Origin of the sequence: Zobellia russellii (assembly GCF_044597075.1) — a bacterium.
GTDB lineage: Bacteria > Bacteroidota > Bacteroidia > Flavobacteriales > Flavobacteriaceae > Zobellia > Zobellia russellii.
Genome location: NZ_CP139000.1, coordinates 1321682 through 1342390, shown reverse-complemented (window position 1 = coordinate 1342390; position 20709 = coordinate 1321682). Strand labels below are relative to the sequence as shown.

11 protein-coding genes are annotated in these 20709 nt (G+C 36.4%); 6 read left to right on the top strand and 5 right to left on the bottom strand.

Annotated elements, in window-relative coordinates; translation table 11 throughout:
* Nucleotides 1-205: 205 nt before the first annotated feature.
* The 4 genes from SJY45_RS05625 to SJY45_RS05610 all read right to left on the bottom strand — a co-directional run bounded on the left by SJY45_RS05625 (nucleotide 206) and on the right by SJY45_RS05610 (nucleotide 5167).
* Nucleotides 206-1486, bottom strand: a complete 1281-nt coding sequence (locus SJY45_RS05625; RefSeq protein WP_400073591.1) for a nucleotide sugar dehydrogenase — start codon at nucleotides 1484-1486, stop codon at nucleotides 206-208.
* An 8-nt stretch (nucleotides 1487-1494) separates the two neighbouring features.
* On the bottom strand, nucleotides 1495-2493 hold the full coding sequence (locus SJY45_RS05620) for an SDR family oxidoreductase (RefSeq protein WP_400073590.1): 999 nt from the start codon (nucleotides 2491-2493) through the stop codon (nucleotides 1495-1497).
* A gap of 263 nt (nucleotides 2494-2756) precedes the next feature.
* Nucleotides 2757-3773 carry an NAD-dependent epimerase gene (locus tag SJY45_RS05615; RefSeq protein ID WP_400073589.1) on the bottom strand — a complete coding sequence of 339 codons (1017 nt, stop codon included), beginning with the start codon at nucleotides 3771-3773 and terminating at the stop codon, nucleotides 2757-2759.
* Entirely contained in the window at nucleotides 3770-5167 is a 1398-nt protein-coding gene (locus SJY45_RS05610) for a nucleotide sugar dehydrogenase (RefSeq protein ID WP_215440006.1), read from the bottom strand. The genes SJY45_RS05615 and SJY45_RS05610 overlap by 4 nt, the downstream gene beginning before the upstream one ends.
* 391 nt (nucleotides 5168-5558) lie before the next feature.
* On the opposite strand from SJY45_RS05610, the gene SJY45_RS05605 reads away from it, so the two are divergent.
* The 6 genes from SJY45_RS05605 to SJY45_RS05580 all read left to right on the top strand — a co-directional run bounded on the left by SJY45_RS05605 (nucleotide 5559) and on the right by SJY45_RS05580 (nucleotide 19731).
* Entirely contained in the window at nucleotides 5559-6545 is a 987-nt protein-coding gene (locus SJY45_RS05605; RefSeq protein WP_400073588.1) for a UDP-glucuronic acid decarboxylase family protein, read from the top strand.
* A gap of 421 nt (nucleotides 6546-6966) precedes the next feature.
* On the top strand, nucleotides 6967-8052 hold the full coding sequence (locus tag SJY45_RS05600; RefSeq protein ID WP_400074303.1) for an aminotransferase class I/II-fold pyridoxal phosphate-dependent enzyme: 1086 nt from the start codon (nucleotides 6967-6969) through the stop codon (nucleotides 8050-8052).
* Nucleotides 8053-8056: 4 nt separating this feature from the next.
* Nucleotides 8057-9988 carry a polysaccharide biosynthesis protein gene (locus SJY45_RS05595; RefSeq protein ID WP_400073587.1) on the top strand — a complete coding sequence of 644 codons (1932 nt, stop codon included), beginning with the start codon at nucleotides 8057-8059 and terminating at the stop codon, nucleotides 9986-9988.
* Between the two features lie 39 nt (nucleotides 9989-10027).
* Complete coding sequence (locus SJY45_RS05590) at nucleotides 10028-10831, top strand: polysaccharide biosynthesis/export family protein (RefSeq protein ID WP_400073586.1); 804 nt, start codon at nucleotides 10028-10030, stop codon at nucleotides 10829-10831.
* A gap of 43 nt (nucleotides 10832-10874) precedes the next feature.
* Nucleotides 10875-13259, top strand: a complete 2385-nt coding sequence (locus SJY45_RS05585; protein ID WP_400073585.1) for a GumC family protein — start codon at nucleotides 10875-10877, stop codon at nucleotides 13257-13259.
* Nucleotides 13260-13605: 346 nt separating this feature from the next.
* Complete coding sequence (locus SJY45_RS05580; RefSeq protein ID WP_400073584.1) at nucleotides 13606-19731, top strand: malectin domain-containing carbohydrate-binding protein; 6126 nt, start codon at nucleotides 13606-13608, stop codon at nucleotides 19729-19731.
* Nucleotides 19732-19817: 86 nt separating this feature from the next.
* Here the strand turns inward: SJY45_RS05580 and SJY45_RS05575 are convergent, their stop codons facing one another.
* The gene (locus SJY45_RS05575; protein ID WP_400073583.1) at nucleotides 19818-20558 is read right to left on the bottom strand and encodes a tyrosine-protein phosphatase; all 741 of its coding nucleotides are present in this window, start codon (nucleotides 20556-20558) and stop codon (nucleotides 19818-19820) included.
* Between the last annotated feature and the right edge of the window lie 151 nt (nucleotides 20559-20709).

Below are 20709 nucleotides of genomic sequence, written 5' to 3'. Positions count from 1 at the left end.
TTCGCTGTAATCTGGAATAGATAAGTGATAAGCTAGAAAATAATCGATTGAAGGAGTGGAGAAGAGCTGAAAATTCTGTGAACATGGATGTTTGCATGTCCCTTCTTAACTAAGTCTGTTTTGGGTTCAATTGTAATAGGTAAGGACAGAATTAAAAAAAAGGCCAACACCGCGTGTTAGCCTTTTTTAATTTGTGTAGAATTTATTAGAGTCTGCCGTCTACATTATCTTTAAGTATACTTTTGACATCATAGATAATACCATTAGGATTTAAAGAGTTCTTAAGGTTTAATTTAAGAAATTCTTTGTGGGCTACTGTTAAAACAACCACATCAAACTTTTCTTTGGGTAGGGTTGATACCATGTCAAGATTAAATTCTTTTTTGACTTCCTCCTTAGAAGCCCATGGATCAAATATAGTTAAGTTTGTCCCGTAACTTTTTAAGTTGCTTATAACATCAACTGCTTTGGTGTTCCGAACGTCTGGGCAGTTTTCCTTAAAAGTTATACCTAAAACAAGAATATTCGCTCCTTTAATTTTGATATCTCTTTGAACCATTAACTTTATGACCTCTGAAGCAACATATTTTCCCATTCCATCATTCATACGGCGCCCGGCCAAAATAATTTCTGGGTGGTAACCGTACTCTTGTGCCTTTTGAGCCAAATAGTAAGGGTCTACCCCAATACAATGTCCACCAACCAAGCCTGGTTTAAATGGAAGGAAATTCCATTTGGTTCCCGCAGCTTCTAAAACAGCCGTTGTATCAATCTCCATTAGATTGAAAATTTTGGCCAATTCGTTAACGAAGGCAATATTTATATCGCGTTGTGAGTTTTCTATGACCTTTGCCGCCTCGGCAACTTTTATAGTGGGGGCTAAATGTGTTCCTGCTGTAATAACGGAAGCATATAACTCGTCTACTTTCTTTCCAGTGGCAGGTGTAGAGCCAGAAGTAACCTTTAGGATTTTTTCTACAGTATGTTCTTTATCTCCCGGATTGATTCGTTCAGGAGAGTACCCAACAAAAAAGTCTTCGTTGAATTTTAATCCACTTACTCGTTCTAAGACGGGCACACATTCATCTTCGGTTACCCCAGGGTAGACCGTAGATTCGTAGATAACTAAATCACCCTTTTTCAAAACTTTACCAACTGTTTCACTGGATTTGTAAAGAGGGGTTAAGATTGGTCTATTAGTACTGTCAACTGGAGTTGGTACTGTTACGACATAATGAGTACAATCTGCAATATCCTTTAGATTGGATGTACAGTAAAGACCTTTATCAAAATTAGGGGAGTCTTGTAAAGTGGCTTTTAAATCCTCATCACTTACTTCTAGGGTGTTATCTTTTCCAGATTGTAGTTCTTCAATCCTTTTTTGGTTTATATCAAAACCGATTACTGGGTATTTGGTAGCAAACAAACGTGCTAAGGGTAGACCTACATAGCCTAGACCGATAATCGCAATCTTTGATGTGTTCATACTTTTGCTTATTTTAAATTTTTCCAATACCACTCCATTGCTGATTTTAGGCCCGACTTGATGTCGTAAATGGGGTCATAACCTAAGTATTTCTGGGCTTTGTCAATGGAAGCTAAAGAATGGGGTACATCTCCTTGCCTCTCAGGACCATAGGTTACTTTAATATTTCCAATTTTAGAGTCGTACTTACTTAAGTATTGTTTTAATAATTCAACCAATTCTTTTAAATCCGTTCGTTCGGCACAGGCTGTATTATAAACGGTATTAATTGCTTTTTTGTCATCAACTAAAAGTGCTCTGATATTCATCTCTACTACATTGTCAATATAAGTAAAGTCTCTTGAGAAGCTTCCATCTCCATTAATTACTGGCGACTCATGATTCATCAGTTGCATAGTAACTTTAGGAATTACCGCAGCGTATGCGCCATTTGGGTCTTGTCTTCTTCCGAAAACATTAAAATACCTAAGCCCTATAGTCTCAATTCCATAAGTTTTTGAAAACACGTCGGCATAAAGCTCGTTTACATATTTTGTAATGGCATATGGGGATAGAGGTTTGCCAATAACATCTTCTACTTTGGGCATTGACTTTGAATCGCCATAAGTTGAGGAGCTAGCAGCATAAACAAAACGCTTAACTTTTGCTTTGCGAGCTGCAACCAACATATTTAAAAATCCCGAAACATTAACCTCATTACTTGTAATTGGGTCGTTTATGGAGCGCGGTACGGATCCTAGTGCGGCTTGGTGCAGCACATAATCAGTGTCCTTACAGGCACACTCACAAGTATTTAACTCACGAATATCTCCTTCAATTAAAGTAAAATTCTCATTACTAAGAAAAGGTTCAATGTTTTCTCGTTTTCCTGTTAAGAAATTATCAAGACAAACAACTTTATTACCGTTTAATAATAGGGCTTCACATAGATTTGAACCAATAAATCCGGCACCACCCGTCACCAAAATCGTATACTTAGATGAAAAATTTAGTTTTTCGAGAGACATAAATTCAATGTTAAATAATTACAATTTTTAGTAGCCCGTATTTTAAGTTAGCTTTAAAAAAGTGGCTGCAAAGATGTGAAAAAATAGCTTTGTAACTAGTAAAAATTTGCTAAATGTCTCTAAATTAGTCCAAAGAGATATCTATGCTGTTTTACTCAATCAAAAGTTATCTTTGAATAAATATATAGTTATAAACAGGAGAAGAAAAATAAAAAAGAGGCCAATAGATCAGACCTCTTTTTAAAATTTAATTCAAAATAAAATTATTCTTTGTAGTAATCCTTGTACCACTCTACAAATCTTTGAACACCATTTGTAACCGAGGTATTAGGTTGATATTCGTAATCTCTAATCAAATCATCAACATCCGCCCAAGTACGTTCTACATCCCCAGGTTGCATAGGCATCAGCTCTTTTTCGGCTTTTTGTCCCATACTGTTCTCAATAGCATCTATGAAACTGGTGAGTTTAACAGCGTTGTTGTTCCCAATGTTGTAAATTTTGTACAACTCTCTATTTTTGGTAGATTTTGTCAAAATCCGAACAACTCCTTCTACAATGTCATCCACGTAGGTAAAGTCTCTTTCCATTTTTCCATGGTTAAAAACTTTAATGGGTTTTCCGTTAGCGATGGCATCAGTAAATAAAAACAAGGCCATATCCGGTCTTCCCCAAGGGCCATAGACCGTAAAAAATCGTAAACCTGTTGTCGCAAAACCGAACAAGTGGCTGTAGGTATGAGCCATTAATTCATTACTCTTTTTACTTGCAGCGTACAAGCTAATGGGGTGGTCCACACTATCTGATGTGGAAAAAGGTATTTTTTCGTTCAAACCATAGACGCTGGAACTGCTGGCGTATACTAAATGCTCAACTTTATTATGTCTGCAGCATTCCAAGAGGTTTAAGTAACCAACAATATTGCTATCTATATAGGTTTCAGGGTTCTCAATACTATAGCGTACACCGGCCTGAGCGGCTAAATTACACACTCTGTCAATTTTCTCATCATTAAAGAGGTGAGGTAAAGCTTCTCTATCCTCTAAGTTCATTCGAACAAAAGAAAATTTATTGCCATGTGTAGAACCAGAACATTTTTTGAGAAAAACTTGGGCATCGTTTTTTGCAATGCCCAGTTGTTTTAATCGGTTATATTTCAGGTTTACATCATAATAATCGTTGATGTTGTCTAAGCCTATAACTTCATATCCTTGTTCAAGGAGTTTTTCGCAAAGGTGATATCCTATAAAACCGGCCGCACCGGTGACAAGAATTTTCATGATTGTCCTATTTTATAATACTGAAAGCCTTTGGCTTCCATATCTTCTTTTGAAAGCAAGCGGCGACCATCAAAGACAAATGCCGGTTTCAACATTTTTTCAAAAATGGTATCCCAGTCATAATTTTTAAATTCGTCCCATTCGGTCAAAATAGCAATGGCATGGGCATCTTGAACGGCGTCCATAGGATTGGAAACAACAGTTAAAAGCTTTCTGTTTTCTTCTGGAGAACGGGTATCCAAATAATCTAGGTCAGCATAGATTCTCTCTGCAGATACCTTTGGGTCATAAACTACGATTTCTGCTTTTTCCTCTAACAAGGCATCGGCAATATTAATGGCTGCAGATTCTCGAGTATCGTTCGTGTCTTTTTTAAAAGCCCATCCAAAAAACACAATTTTTTTGCCTGAAACAGTATTGTAAAGGGTAGATATAATGTTTTCCGCAAAACGTCTCTTTTGGTAATCGTTCATGATAATTACCTGTTCCCAATAATCCGCAACTTCAGTCAGACCAAAACTTCTTGAGATATAAACAAGGTTTAAGATGTCCTTTTGAAAACAAGATCCGCCAAAACCTACGGAAGCGTTTAGGAATTTTGGTCCAATTCTACTGTCGGTACCTATTGCCCTTGAAACTTCCGCAACATTTGCATCCGTTCGTTCGCACAGGGCCGAAATAGCATTAATGGAAGAAACTCTCTGGGCTAAAAATGCATTGGCAACCAACTTGGACAGCTCGGAAGACCAGACATTAGTTTGCAGTATTCGTTCTTTTGGAAGCCAGTGTGCATAAATTGAACTTAACGTGTCTTTGGCTTCTTGACCTGAAGGTGTTTCATCACCACCAATAAGTACGCGGTCTGCTTTTAATAAATCTTCAACGGCTGTTCCTTCTGCTAAAAATTCAGGATTGGAGAGTATTTCAAATTTAACACCGTTTCCGGTGTTTTCAAGGATGCTTTTAATAGCACTCGCTGTTCTAACCGGTAAGGTAGATTTTTCTACAACTATCTTGTCACTCTTAGCTACTTTGGCAATATTACGTGCACAAAGCTCTACAAATTTTAAATCTGCCGCTTGTCCTTTTCCTTTTCCGTAAGTCTTTGTAGGGGTATTTACGGATATAAATATGATTTCGGCTTCATCAATAGCTTTGTCCACTTCGGTAGAAAAGAAAAGGTTTTTTCCTCTCGTTTTGGCAACTATTTCCTTTAGGCCAGGTTCGTAAACGGGTAAATTGTCTAGGTCTGAATCATTCCATTGGTCAATGCGAGACTGGTTGATGTCTACAACGGTTACGGTAATCTCAGGGCACTGACTAGCAATGACGGACATTGTTGGTCCACCTACATATCCTGCACCAATGCAGCATATTTTATTTACTTTTTTCATGACTGGGTTCATTTTATTAGGTTGCAAAGATTACTAAATAACTCAAAACTACCTTACATTTTTTCGCTTAAAAAGATTTATTTCAAGATTATGTGTTGAAATACAATCAGATTTGACAATATCTTACACATTAAAACCTCCTTTTATGTGGATTGTAAATTATGTTTGCTAAGCATTGTCCGAAATTATATACGAACAAGATGTTGGATAGGACTATATGCATTTTAACTTAGATAATTGAAGTTTATAGTTTTTTAAAGAAAAATAACCTTTTGTTTTGCACATTGTATTTATATTCGTGGTGATTATGATATTGAATTTTGACAAACTATTTGGAGCTTAATGCGTGAAAGTTCTTTTGGCTAGTTAATCAGAATAATAAAAATACAAAATGAAGAAAATACTGATTACCGGGGCAGCAGGTTTCTTAGGGTCCCATTTGTGTGACCGTTTTATTAAAGAAGGTTATTATGTCATTGCCATGGATAATCTTATTACAGGTGATTTACGTAACATAGAACATTTGTTTAAGTTGGAGAATTTTGAATTCTATCATCATGATGTTACAAAATTTGTTAGTGTTCCTGGAAAACTGGACTACATTTTACATTTTGCCTCTCCCGCTAGCCCAATTGATTATTTGAAAATCCCAATACAGACCTTGAAGGTAGGGGCATTGGGGACTCATAACCTTTTAGGTTTGGCAAAAGTTAAAAATGCTAGAATCCTTATTGCATCTACTTCAGAGATATATGGGGATCCCCTTGTTCATCCGCAGACTGAAGAATATTACGGTAATGTAAATACTATAGGTCCAAGAGGGGTATATGATGAAGCAAAACGATTTATGGAATCAATTACAATGGCTTATAACCGATTTCATGGTTTGGAAACGCGAATTGTACGTATTTTTAACACCTACGGTCCTAGAATGCGATTAAATGACGGAAGAGTTATTCCTGCTTTTATAGGTCAGGCACTTAGAGGTGAAGATTTAACTGTTTTTGGTGACGGAAGCCAAACGCGTTCGTTTTGTTATGTTGATGATGAAGTTGAGGGTATATACCGACTCTTACTTAGTGATTACGCTTTACCTGTGAACATAGGTAATCCGCATGAGATTACGATAAGGGATTTTGCTGAGGAAATTGTTAAATTAACAGGTACAGATCAAAAAGTAATATATAAGCCCTTGCCACAAGATGATCCTATGCAGCGACAGCCGGATATTTCAAAGGCAAAAGAAATTTTGGGCTGGGAACCTAAAGTGTCTAGGTCCGAAGGGATGAAGAAGACATATGATTACTTTAAATCACTACCGGAAGAGGAATTGTACAAAAAAGATCACAAAGATTTTAAGGATTACAATAGAATTTAATTAAAAAACGATAAAGGAGCAGTCGGAAAACAGATTTGCTCCTTTATTTTTTAATTTAATAATTGTTAGCGCCAATAGTGATTTGCATGTATTGGTGTGAGCGGTAGCAAATAGGTTAGGAAATCTATTTTCAACTTTCTTACGTACGTATGACAGTCTAAGTTGAATTAAAGAATGTAAGCTATTCAGGTGTTATTAACCGAATTTTTTAGGCTTACAACAAAATTAGTAAAGAGTTCAGGAATTAGAGTTTAGTTTTGTATTCCGTAATCAAAAAGAACTTTTTAGTAATTTTTAGATTATATTTATATGTTTGGCCGATGATTTTAAATAAATTAAGGCAACCCCAAATTATAAGAACTAAAACCATTTTTAATTGAAAACTGATACTAAAGATAAAATTTGGCTGTCTTCTCCACATATGGGCGAGGGTGAACAAAAATACGTTAAAGAAGCATTTGATACCAATTGGGTGGCTCCATTGGGGCCAAATGTAGATAATTTTGAAAAATCTATAAACGAGTTTGTTGGAGGTAACGTTCATGTTGCCGCGCTAAGTTCGGGTACTGCTGCTATCCATTTAGCTTTAGAATTATTAGGTGTTACTAGAGGTGATGAAGTTATTTGTCAAAGTTTCACTTTTTCAGCTTCTGCCAACCCGATAATGTATCTGGGTGCTACACCAATTTTTGTGGATAGTGAAAGGGATACATGGAATATTTCTCCTAAGTTGCTTGAGGATGCCATTAAGGATAGGATTGAAAAGGGTAAAAAACCTAAGGCAATAGTAGCAGTTCACTTGTACGGTATGCCATACAACGTTAAAGCCATAGCTGAAATTTCAAAAAAGTACGGTATACCGGTTATTGAAGATAGTGCTGAAGCTCTTGGTAGCGGGGTTAACAATCAAAAATGCGGTACTTTCGGTTCTATAGGGGTTTTGTCTTTTAACGGAAACAAAATTATAACAACTTCTGGTGGTGGGGCTCTGATTGCTAAAGAGGAAGTAATAAAGAAAAAAGCTGTGTTTCTGGCTACCCAAGCAAGGGATGATGCTCCTCATTACCAACATTCATCCGTAGGGTACAATTATCGAATGAGTAATATCTTAGCAGGAATTGGTCGTGGTCAAATGGAGGTACTTCAAAATCGTGTTGACCAGAGAAGATCGAATTTCGAATTTTATAAAAAACATTTAGCACATCTTCCTGAAATTGAATTTTTAGAAGAACCAAGTGGTTATTATAGCAATAGATGGTTGAGCTGTATACTTACACCTTCTTTTGTTGTAAGAGAAAAAATCCGTCTTGCTCTTTTGGATGACAATATTGAATCAAGACCTTTATGGAAACCTATGCATCTGCAACCAGTTTTCACTGAGTTCCCTCATTATTCTGATGGTACGTCCGAAGACCTTTTTAATCGGGGACTGTGTTTACCTAGTGGCTCTAATCTTTTGCAAAGTGACCTTGAAAGAGTGGTAGAGTTGATACTAACCAAAATTTAATCTGATGATAAAAGAATATTTATCCAATAATGCTCATAAGTACGCTTCTAAGTGGCTGGTTTTAGCTATTGATGTAGTTATGATAGCTATTTCTTTCGTGTTATCATATATTATACGTTTCAATCTCACGTTGGACTTTGATATCGATAAACTTTTTGTTCAATTACCAATAATATCGTTGATAGCCTTGGCCTCTTTTGTATTTACAGGATCTTATAAAGGGGTAGTTCGGCATACGGGTGTTAGGGATGTTTACAACATATTTAATGCTATTTGTCTATCTAGTATTTTATTAATTTCAATGGTTCTTTTTAATCGTGAATTAGGGGTTTTTGAAAACTTCACAGTACCATTAGGGATTATAATCATTCATAGTTTACTGAGTTTTGTTGCGTTAACTGCTTCCCGGTATGTCTTTAAGTCTTTGTACAGTACTTTTATGGCCCGTGATTTTAAGGTCAATAAGAATGTTCTGATATTCGGAGCAGGGGAGTCAGGGATACTAACGCAAAGTGCTCTCGTTAACCATACGAAAAGTAGGGTTAGGGTTGTTGGTTATATAGATGAAGATGAGAAAAAGGTTGGGAAACAGATAAACGGAGTAAAAGTTTTCCATAAAGATGTTTTGAACAAGGACTTTATATTGAAAAATAGTATATCCGAGGTTATTTTTTCTATTCAGAATATCGATCCTAAAGACCTTAAGGTGTTAGTTGAGGGTTTGGTTGATTTTCCTGTTCAGGTGAAAATTGTCCCTCCTGTAGAACAATGGATTAATGGTGAGCTGAAAGTTTCTCAAATTAAACAGATTCAGATTGAAGATCTTTTGGATAGAGCTCCAATTAACATTAGAAATTCAAAAATCTCCGAAGAGGTTAAGAATAAAGTGGTATTAGTTACTGGAGGTGCAGGGTCTATTGGTAGCGAAATTGTACGTCAAGTTTGTACATATAATTATAAGTCGCTCATCGTTATAGATCAATCCGAATCTGCGTTATATGACTTGCAGCAGGAATTGAAACAAAATGGCTTTCATAATTTTATGCCTATTGTTGGAGATGTTCGCGATAAAAATAGATTAAATAATCTTTTTCAAGAATACAAGCCAAATATTGTGTTTCACGCTGCAGCATATAAGCACGTGCCTTTAATGGAATACAATGCTTATGAAGCCATTAAAATAAATGTAGCGGGAACCAAAGTTGTAGCCGATTTATCTATTAGTCATAACGTAGATAAATTTATTTTTATCTCTACTGATAAGGCTGTTAACCCTACAAATGTAATGGGTGCTACAAAGCGAATTGCGGAAATGTACATTAGTTGTATGCAGCAAAAAGGAAAAACGAAATTTATAACAACGCGTTTTGGTAACGTGCTAGGGTCTAATGGTTCAGTAATTCCTCTTTTCAAAAAACAAATTGAAAAAGGTGGTCCGTTAACAGTTACCCATGAGAATGTTACTCGTTTTTTTATGACTATTCCGGAAGCTTCTCAATTGGTATTGGAGGCTGGAGCAATGGGAGATGGAGGAGAGATATTCATTTTTGACATGGGCGAATCTGTAAAGATATTCGACTTGGCAAAAAATATGATAAAACTCTCAGGACTTAAGTATCCAGAAGATATAGATATCAAGATAACCGGTTTGCGTCCAGGTGAAAAACTTTACGAAGAGTTGTTGGCAAATGGAGAAAACACCTTGCCTACCTATCATAAAAAGATTATGATAGGTAAAACTAGAGAACTTGACTATATATCGGTAAGGTCTAAAATTGATGAACTTTGTGTGTCCAATATGTTTTTTAATGAGAGTACGGTTAGTTTAATGAAAGAGATAGTTCCAGAATTTATATCTAATAACTCTGAATTATGTGTTTTGGATAAAAAAGGCAAAACTACAACTAAGAATCATCCTCTTAAAAAAGTTCTATAATTTTTTTATTTACTATCATTGCACCAAAATTTGAACACTATGTCCATTAAAAAAATGTTTTCACTTGATATTTTTCGATTTTTAAAAACTGTTGCGCCGCTTGTGGCTGTTTCTACAATCTTATTGTCTTCTTGCGCTTCAAGAAAGGAAGTTGTGTATTTTCAAAATACCGGTGATTTTGAAACTTTGGTTGATAAAAACAGTTTTACACCAAAATTCAAAGTTGATGATTTAGTGAGCATTTATGTTTCTACTTTAGATAGTGAAGCTAGTGCTCCGTTTAATCTTTTTCGAGGTGGATCGGAAGGTGGTATTCGACCGGAACAGGTAGATTATTTAATAGATAAAGATGGGGAAATAGATTTTCCAGTAATAGGTAAAGTGAAAATTGCAGGTCTTTCAGGTGAAGAAGTTAGGGTTCTGCTAAGGGACAGACTTTCAGATTATTTAAAGGATCCTATTATAAATATAAGACTACGGAATTTCAGCGTTTCGGTTTTAGGAGAAGTTAATAGGCCAGGGACATATCCTGTGGATGGGGAGCGTATTACTATCCTTGAAGCCTTAGGCTTGGCCAATGATATGACTATTAAAGGTCGTCGTGAAAATGTTATGGTCATTAGAGACTTTGATGGAACCAAAGTTTATACAAGAATAGACTTGACTAAAAAAGAAGCTCTAAGCTCTCCAGTATATTATTTAACTCAGAATGATGTGGTTTATGTTGAGCCTAATAATTCTGCAATAAAGTCTTCAACTCTCGATAGCCGAATGTCTATTGCAGTTTCAATAGCGTCACTATTGATTACTTCAACTGTACTCTTAATTACAAGAACAAATTAAGGTTAAATAGTAGCACATCAGTACATGACATTAAAAAAACAAAATGAGCTTGAATAATCAAAATTCAACGTCAAACAACTCGTTTGATCTAAAGGAGATACTAGCTACTTATACAATACATGCGAAGTGGTTTGTGCTATCCGTAGTTTTTGCTTTAATTATTGCCTTTCTGTATATAAGATATGCAACACCTCAATTTGCTGTTCAAACCCAGATTCAGATATTGGAGGATAAAACATCGGGTTCTGAGCTTGATGTCTTTCAGGATTTGAATTTGTTAGGAGGAGGCAAAAACAAAGTAGAAGATGAGCTGCAACTTATAAGTTCTAGGTCTAATTTTATTAGAGTTGTCAAAGAACTGAATTTAAATACTAAAATCTTAGTTCAAGGAAATATTAAAGAAACGGAGTTATATAAAAAACCTCCTATAAATATAAATTTTATAGCTGCTGATTCTGTGTTGAATAGAGCTGAGCTTGATTTTTTTGTTACTATTTCTTCCTCAACTACTTTCGGTTATACTGAAGAAGAGGATAAACCTGTTAAGATATTTGCTTTTGGAAAGAATATTCCAACAGAAATTGGTGATATTGTAATAACACCAAATGTTGGTGTGTTTGAAAATTATATAGACAAGAAATTGAGGATTTCAGTAAAACCTATAGAAGATGTTTCTCAGGAATACAGGACCAGAATAGTTGTTAATTTGGCTAGTGAACTTTCAAATATTGTAAATATTAGCCTAGAAGATCCAATAAGAGAAAAAGCGGCTAATATTCTTGATGCATTAGTCAGGATTTATAATGAAAATGCAATCCAAGATAAGCAAATTATAGCCGATCGTACTTCTAACTTTATTGACGAGCGAATTGCTAATATTTCTTCTGATTTGGCCAGTGTAGATCAGTCAGCGCAAGATTTTAAAACTGAAAAAGGTGTAACGGATATTGCAGCCGAAGCTAATGTTAACTTAAACGTGGGAGTTGCTAATCAGCAGGAATTAGCAAATGCACGAAATCAGCTTAATATGGCTGCGTCAATGCAAGAATTAGTTCAGCAACAAGGCAGTTACGAAGTTTTGCCAACAAACATTGGGCTTTCGGACCCTACAATAGCAAGTACTACGGATCGATATAACCAACTGGTTCTGGAACGAAAGCGGCTTCTTAAAAGTTCAAATGAGAAGAACCCAGTAATTGTTAATCTGGATCAACAAATTGCAGGCTTAAAAAGAAGTATGCAGTCCAGTTTAAGTAGTACGGTAAATAATCTTGGACTTACCGTGAATTCTTTAAGTGGACAGCAGGCACGATTTAATTCTAAGATTTATTCTTCGCCTGCGAATGAACGGGCTTTAAGGGATATTACAAGGCAGCAACAAACAACGGAGTCATTATATTTATACCTACTTCAAAAACGGGAAGAGGCTCAAATTTCGGCAGCATCTAGCTCTCCTAAGTCTAAAATTGTAGATCAAGCATATAGTATTAGTAAATTACCTATATCGCCCAAAGTTCCTATGGTTTATTTGGCAGCTGTTATTTTAGGGCTTTTGGTTCCTTTCGCTACGGTATATACGATAGATATACTTGATAATAAAGTGCATAATATGCATAATTTAGAAAAGCTTGTTAAGAATATCCCTATATTGGGAGAGCTCCCTAAACTTTCTAAAAAGGATGAGAAATTAGTTGTTAAAGAAGATCGTTCTGTGTTAGCTGAGTCATTACGAATAATACGTACCAATCTTGATTATTTAATAAAATCAAAGCAAAAAAAATCAGCGAAGAGTAACATTGTTTTTGTTACATCTAGTGTGCCAGGTGAGGGTAAAACATTTCTTTCTACCAACCTATCCATGATATTGGCTAGCACCAATAAAAAAGTACTTTTGATTGGTGCAGATATAAGGAATCCTAAGTTGTATACTTTTTTCTCAGGAGGTAATGTAGATAATATGCAAAAACCCAGTAGAAATAAAGATGCCGGGCTTACTGAATTTCTGTATGACAGCACTATTGAAATTAGGGATATCGTAAATCCTATGTTGGTCCACAGAAACACAATTGATGTGATTTACTCAGGTAGAATACCTCCTAACCCTGCTGAGCTTTTAATGAGCGATAGAATAAAGGAATTGTTTGCCCAAGTTTCTGAAACTTATGACTACGTAATTGTAGATACGGCACCTTTGATGGTGGTTACGGATACGCTTTTAATTAGTGAATATGCGGACTTACTTCTTTATGTAACTAGAGCAGGGGTAACAGAGACAAATGCCGTAGAATACCCAATCAAACTTCAAGAAGAAGGAAAAATTAAAGGGTTGTCATTTATTGTTAATGATGTAGATTCCTCTAACCTAGGTTATGGCGGGAAATATGGCTATGGCTATGGGAAAACTCAAAAAAAATGGTGGAAGTTTTAAATAATTTCATCAAAAAATACCCCGAACTTATATTTGGGGTATTTTTAACTTTTATGAGTTGTTGTTATACGCTAAATTTAGAGTTTAGAATTTAAGAAGTTCAATACAAGTAAATCTTCCCCCTGTAAATTTTATCTAATCTTGTTCTACTTATCAATGAGTCAAGAATTAGGTTGTCCATAAATGCCTTATGAGTTGTAGAGTTTCAAGTCGGTCGGTTATTTGCCGAGTATCAATCCTCTTTTAACGAAAAGCAGTAGGGTATTTCAGTCCCAAAGTGTTATTACATTATATTTGTCAGCCGTGTGTTAACACGCTAGATTTTGATACCAAACACTTAATTAGCATGAAAAAAAAGTACTTTTTAAAACTAGTTTTCACATGTCTCTCTATATTTTTAGCGGGTCTTTCTAGTGTTAAAGCACAATTAACCGATGAATTTGCCAAAGTTGATATTGTAACTGGGCTATCGAATGCAACTAACTTTAAATTTGCACCTGATGGCAGGATATTTATTCTAGATCGCTTTGGTGAAATCTTAATTTATAAACCTGACGAGCAATTTACAGTTTCAGCAGGTACTTTGCCAGTTTATCATGAGCATGAAGATGGTTTGGTGGGTGTAGCGATTGACCCGGATTTTGAAAATAACAATAAAATTTATCTTCATTATGCACCAATAGATTTTGTTGGCTATAGAGTTTCCAGGTTTAGTGTTGTTGAAGATATGGTAGACTTCAGCTCAGAGGAAGTTATCATTCAGTGGAATACCTCGAGGTCTGCATTATGGCATTCTGGAGGAGATATGGATTTTGATTCTCAAGGGAACCTATATATAGCCACAGGTGATAACACTACTTATGGTAGTAAACTTTATTCGCCATTGGATGAAGATGATTCTGACTTTAGTGCAGAGAAGGCCTCATCTAATACAAATGATTTAAGAGGGAAAATTTTAAGGATTAAACCTGGTCCAGGCGCAACTTATACTATACCAAGTGGAAATCTATTTGCCGCTGGAACTCCAAATACAAAACCAGAAATTTATGTAATGGGAGCTAGAAACCCTTATCGGATTTTTGTGGATAAAGAGCATAGTGATTGGTTATTTTGGGGAGAGGTTGGTCCAGACGGAAATGTTGCAAGCGAATTAGGTCCAGAGGGTTTAGATGAAATTAATTTGACCAAACAAGCGGGTAACTATGGTTGGCCTTATTTTTCCGGTGCAGATAATGACCCTTACCAAATTTCGTATGCAAATCCAACATATTATAATAATCCAGCTGCTCCAGAAAATATTTCAAAATGGAATACGGGAGCGACGGTTCTGCCTCCAGCTCAAGAGGCATGGATTGAAAAATTCCATAAATGTTATTTAGCGGGATTTAGATATAATTATGATAATGAATTATTAGATCAACAACGTCTTCCCGCTGAATTTGATGGTTTATTTTTTTACTTTGATTTTAATACGAGTCGCATTTGGGCAGTAGAAATGGCTGCAGATGGTTCCATTATTTCTGAAGAAATGCTGGATGACGATGTGTTTCCAGGGTCTGGGAACAGTAGAGATGGCTACATCGATATGGAACTAGGTCCAGATGGTAAAATGTACATATTGGCTTATGGAGAAGGTTGTTGCCCTCAGGATGTCCCTGAAGGTATCGGTAGACTTATTCAAGTTAATTATACGGGTATTACCACAAACTCTCCTCCCTCTGTAGTTATGTCGGCCGATGTGACTTTTGGACTTTTACCGTTAACTGTTAATTTTACTGGAGATCAGACTACTGATCCTAACGGGGATTCTCCTTTAAGTTATGCTTGGGATATAGATATAGACGGTACGGTCGATTATACTACGCCTAATATTTCACACCCTTACACTACGAAAGGCACTTATACAGCACAACTTAAAGTTACAGACCCTGAAGGGGCTATTGGTGCTAAAACAGTAAAAATTTATGCTGGTAATACACCTACTGAATTTAGTTTTAATTCGCCTGTAGATGGTGGCTTTTTTAATTGGAACGATGATGTAGATTTCAACCTGGTTGCTAATGATGCGGAAGACGGTGTTATTCCCTGTGAGGATATTAATGTGGTGCCATCTCTTGGACATGAAAACCATTTTCACGATGTAGGAAGCGTAGATCCATGCACATCAACTCTTAATTTAGATGATGGAGACCACCAAATAGATGGTGGTATGGATATTTTTTACGTTCTAAATGCGAATTATACGGATAGTGATGGACTTATATCTAGAGGGCAAATACGAGTATATCCAAAGAGGAGGGAAGCTGAATATTTTGACAATCAAAGTGGCGTCACGATTGTACCGAATACGTATGAATTGGAAGGAGCTAAGGATGCTATACAGGTAGATAACAATTCATATATATCTTTTGAAGGACGTAATTTGATGAATATGAATGCCGTCAAATACTTGGTGGCGTCAGACAATTCGGGTAGTACTATTGAACTTAGATTGGACAGCCCTACAGGTACCTTGGTAACAACCACAACTATACCTTCAACCGGAGGGAACGATAATTGGTTACATGTGCAAACTTCAATAAATAGTGTACCAACAGGAAAACATGATTTGTTTTTTGTATTTAAGAATGCTAGTTCATCACAGGATATCTTAAGATTAAATTATGTTGAATTTCTAGGCAATGGAGTTTCAGAAGATAACACACCTCCTGAAGTTCACGGTGTGCAACCTGATGGAAACAACGTTTTGGAGGTTAAGTTTTCCGAATACGTGGATGAGGGCACTGCAGAGAATGTGTCAAATTATTCAATTACCAACGGTGTATCTGTGCAAAGTGCAGAGCTTCAACCGGACGGGCACACTGTATTTCTAAATACGTCTCTTTTAAGTGCGGATGTCGATTATAACCTTAGTATTTCCAATGTAGAGAACATTAGCGGTATTCCTATGGTAGCTGAGAGTTTTTCATTCTTTGTTTTCGAGGAAATTAGAATCAATACAGGTGGAAATCAAATTACCGGGCCTGGAGGGGAAATTTTCAAAGAAGATGAATATTTTAACTCTGGGAGTGAATACGGTAAAGCTGTAGACGTTGCAGGAACGGATGATGATGAATTGTATCAAACCGAACGTTACACCAATAATAAGGGCTCTTTTGAATATCAAATTCCGGTAGCTCTTGCTGGGGAATATGACATAAGACTTCACTTTGCTGAAATATTCTTCGGTGTGGATGAAAATCAACTTGATAAGGGTGCTGGTGCTCGTGTCTTTAATGTTGTAATTGAAGGTAATGAAGTTTTATCTAACTTTGACATACTTTCCGAAACAGACCCAGCAACAGCTTTGGTAAAGGAATTTGACAATGTTACGGTTACCGATGGCTTTGCGAGTATATTCTTTAATGGTGTGGTACAAAGTCCTAAAGTGAATGGGATAGAAATTTTATCAAAAGATACTTTTGAAGGTGGAACTCCTACAAATGCTAATATCACCATTACTTCACCTTCAAACGGTTGGGATGTTAACAAACCTTTCGAAGTTGCTTTTAGGGTAGACAATTGGGTTATTAATGAAGATGATACTCATATTCATTATTACGTAGATAGTGACTTAATAGATAAATACTATGGGTACGATCCTATCCCATTTAATGATTTAGCTGATGGAGAACATACTATTAGAATAGAATTATTTAATGCAGACCATACGGGGACTGGAATTTATGATGAAGTAGTGGTAAATGTAACAGGTTTGATAACTTGTAACGAAACTCCGTTTCCTGAATCGTGGGTTGTGCATGAATTTGACCCAAATCCTTATACAGTGGTCTATACCTTTGCAGATGACGATTTAGATGGAGATGGACTTAAAGATATTGTTACTGGTGGATGGTGGTATAAAAACCCAGGTTCAGCTTCTGGTAATTGGGAAAAGAACACTATAGGCAGCACATTCAAAAACGTTGCTCATGTGTATGATTTTGATGATGATGGAGATATGGACTTGTTGGGTACTACGGGCGAGTATACCGGAGCTCAATTGGTGTGGGCCCAAAATGATGGAAATGGTAATTTTACGGTCTTTGAAAATATTCCGGAAGGAGATACTGATTACGTAGAACCTTTCTTGGCAGGCCTTGCTGGCGGTGTATTTGATAATACTGGTACGTATAGAATGGCAATAAATTGGAACGGAGCGGAATTTACTGGTTCACCCATTCAAATGCTTACACCTCCCGATAAAAATAGTATAACCACCCAAACTTGGGATTTAATAAATGTTAGTTCTGATTCTTCGGGAGAGGATATTCAAGCAGGAGATATTGATCAGGATGGTGATTTAGATTTATTTCAAGGTGTTAATTGGTTGCGAAATAATGGCGGGCTAAATTTTGAAAAGTTTGAAACCGGTGTAAATGATGCCTATTCTACAACAGCTGACCGTGCACAGTTGGCCGATTTTGATCGCGATGGTGATTTGGATGCGGTCGTTGGGCAGTTAAGTTTGGGTAACGAGGGTGATGGAACAGGTCCAAGGACCCAATTTGCTTGGTTTGAGGCACCTTCAGATCCTACACAGTTATGGATACGTCATGATTTGGATAGTGAGGTAAATGGGAGTTTAAGTGTATTTGCAATAGATATAGATTTCGACGGAGACAAAGATATTGTTGTTGGAGAGTGGAGGGGTGACAAACGCCTGATAGCATTCGAAAATGATCTTTGCGGTTCGGGAGAATTCAATAAAATTATTTTGGATGATGGTGCTCTAGGTTATGAACATCATGATGGTGCTAGAGTCGTAGATATTGATGCAGATGGTGATTTAGATGTTGTTTCTAATGGATGGTTAAATGATAGGGTATTAAGAATATACGAAAATACTACACCACTTTTGCAAGATAATAGACCAATTGCAAATGCGGGGTCCGATAAAATTATATCAACAACCAGTGTTACCTTAGTTGGTTCTGGAAATAATCCTGATGGCGGTTTAATCGTTTCATATCAATGGTCACAGCAAAGCGGACCTAGTATTGCAACATTAAGTGGAGACGCTACAACAGAGTTATCTGTTAGTAATCTTCAAGATGGTCTTTACGTATTTCGTTTGACCGTTACCGATGAAGAAGGGGATGTAGGTTTTGATGATGTGTCAGTGACAAAATCAAGTACATCTATGGTAACTCGTGTTAATAGTGGCGGGCCTAACTATAATTTCAATGGAACAAGTTGGGCGTCTGATCAGCATAGTAATGGAGGCGAGACTCTTGCGAACGCAATTGCTATAGCCAATACAGAGAACGATGTTCTCTATCAAACTGAAAGATACCGTACCACAGGTAGTCTAATTTATGATATACCTGTAGCTAATGGAGAGCATAGTGTTAATCTGCATTTTGCAGAGATTTATTATGGTGTACCCGGTGATGGTTCTGCAGGTGGCGCAGGTTCTAGGGTTTTTAATATTGATGTAGAAGGTCAAGAGCAAATTGAAAACTATGATATTTTTGTAGAAGCAGGAGGGGCTGCCACTGCTATAATTGAAACATTTAACGGAATAAATGTAACAGACGGAAGTCTAACCATTACCTTAAGTCCTGTTACGGAATTTCCTAAAATATCGGGTATTGAAATAATAGAACCGGTTGTTGAAGGAGCTCCTACAGCAGATGCTGGTGAGGACCAAATGTTAACCTTACCTGATAATAGTACGGTAATCTCAGGATCAGGTTCAGATCCTGATGGAGGGACTGTTACTTTCGCGTGGACACAAGAAAGCGGGCCCAACACGGCTACATTAAATGGCGATAATACGGCTGAACTATCAGTTAGTAGTATGGTCGAAGGTGTCTATATCTTTAAATTGACGGTAACAGATGATGAGAGTCAAACGGTTACGGACGAGGTAAAGGTTACCGTAGTTCCTGAAAATGGTCTCTTGGCGGTTGCCGAAGCTGCACCAAAGGAGGGTAAAGCCCCTTTACAGGTAACTTTTACGGGTAGTAATTCAATTGGTAATATTGAAGATTATTTTTGGGACTTCAATAATGGGAATACATCAGAGGAAGCAGATAGTGCAAGTACGTTCCTAGAAAATGGAGTCTACGAGGTAGTCCTTACAGTTACCAATGCCGGTGGAGAAACACATTCGGATACAGTGGTTATAACGGTTTCCGAAACTTTGGAAGGAGATAAAATGGGTTATATTTTAGAAAAGAATCCTATTAAAGAAGGCGTAGCCAATGTTAGAATTTTAAATCAACCGGAGGACTTCATGATGTTGGGCATTAATTTGCTTGACCAGCAAGGTAGATTAATTAGTGGAATCAATGCGGATGAAGTAGTTATGGTTGGGGCTGATACATATCAAATCCCTGTTTATCTTTTACGAGACGGTATCTACTTCTTGAGTATAGCCAATAATAAAGGAAAACCAGTAACCATGAAAATACTGGTACAGAATTAAGAAATTGATAACTGGATATAAAAAAATGCCGCTAATTCAGCGGCATTTTTTATGCTATTTTCGTATGTGAAAATTACTAAATTTTTTTAGTAGAAGTTCTGAATAGAGTTATTAATTAAAGGTAGAACCTGATCTACCATTTTTTTAGAAAGGGTTATTTTCTTTAGTGCATTAAGCTGATTCATGTTATGAATATCCGAAGCTACAAAATCTATTAAGCCGTTATCTAGAAGCTCTAATGCCATTTTGGGCACTTCTTTACCATAATATTCGCTGAGTGATAATAGGTTCATTTGAAAGAGAATACCATTGTCTTTATATTCTTGATACCTTTTCTTTCTATGGTGTAAAAAGCCATATCTTTCTGGGTGTGCCAAGATTGGGAAAAAACGCTTCGAAGCGGTTTTCACAATAGCTTCGTCAAAGTTAATAGGGGGCTGTAAATAGGACATTTCTACCAATAAATAACTTTTCTTCATTGGCATAACACCGTCGTTTTCCAGCAGGTTTTCAAAGTTGTCATCAATCATATGCTCCGCAGATGCTTCTATGGATATTTCTTTTAAATCATTTTGTAGCAATGCGTTTTTTAACTCGGTAAGAGAGGCATTTATGGTTTCTTTTGTATTGGGGTAATAGTTGGACATGATATGTGGAGTGGCAACAAAATGAGTGATACCAAATTCAGCCAAAGCTTTTAGAAGAGCTATGGAATCATCCACTGTTTTTGCCCCATCATCTATACCTGGCAATAGGTGATTATGAATGTCAATAAAACCATCTAGGTAGTCGACTAAATATTTTTTCTTATTGAAAAATTGAAACATGTATAGTGGTTTCGTTATTATGTATGAGTTATAACGGACAATGCCGATATTTATGATGTTTTGTATAGTGCAAAGATAAGTTAGAACCACCATAATGAGAATAATTCTTAACATCTTTACAGTATGGTACAAATAACAAAGCGGAGATATA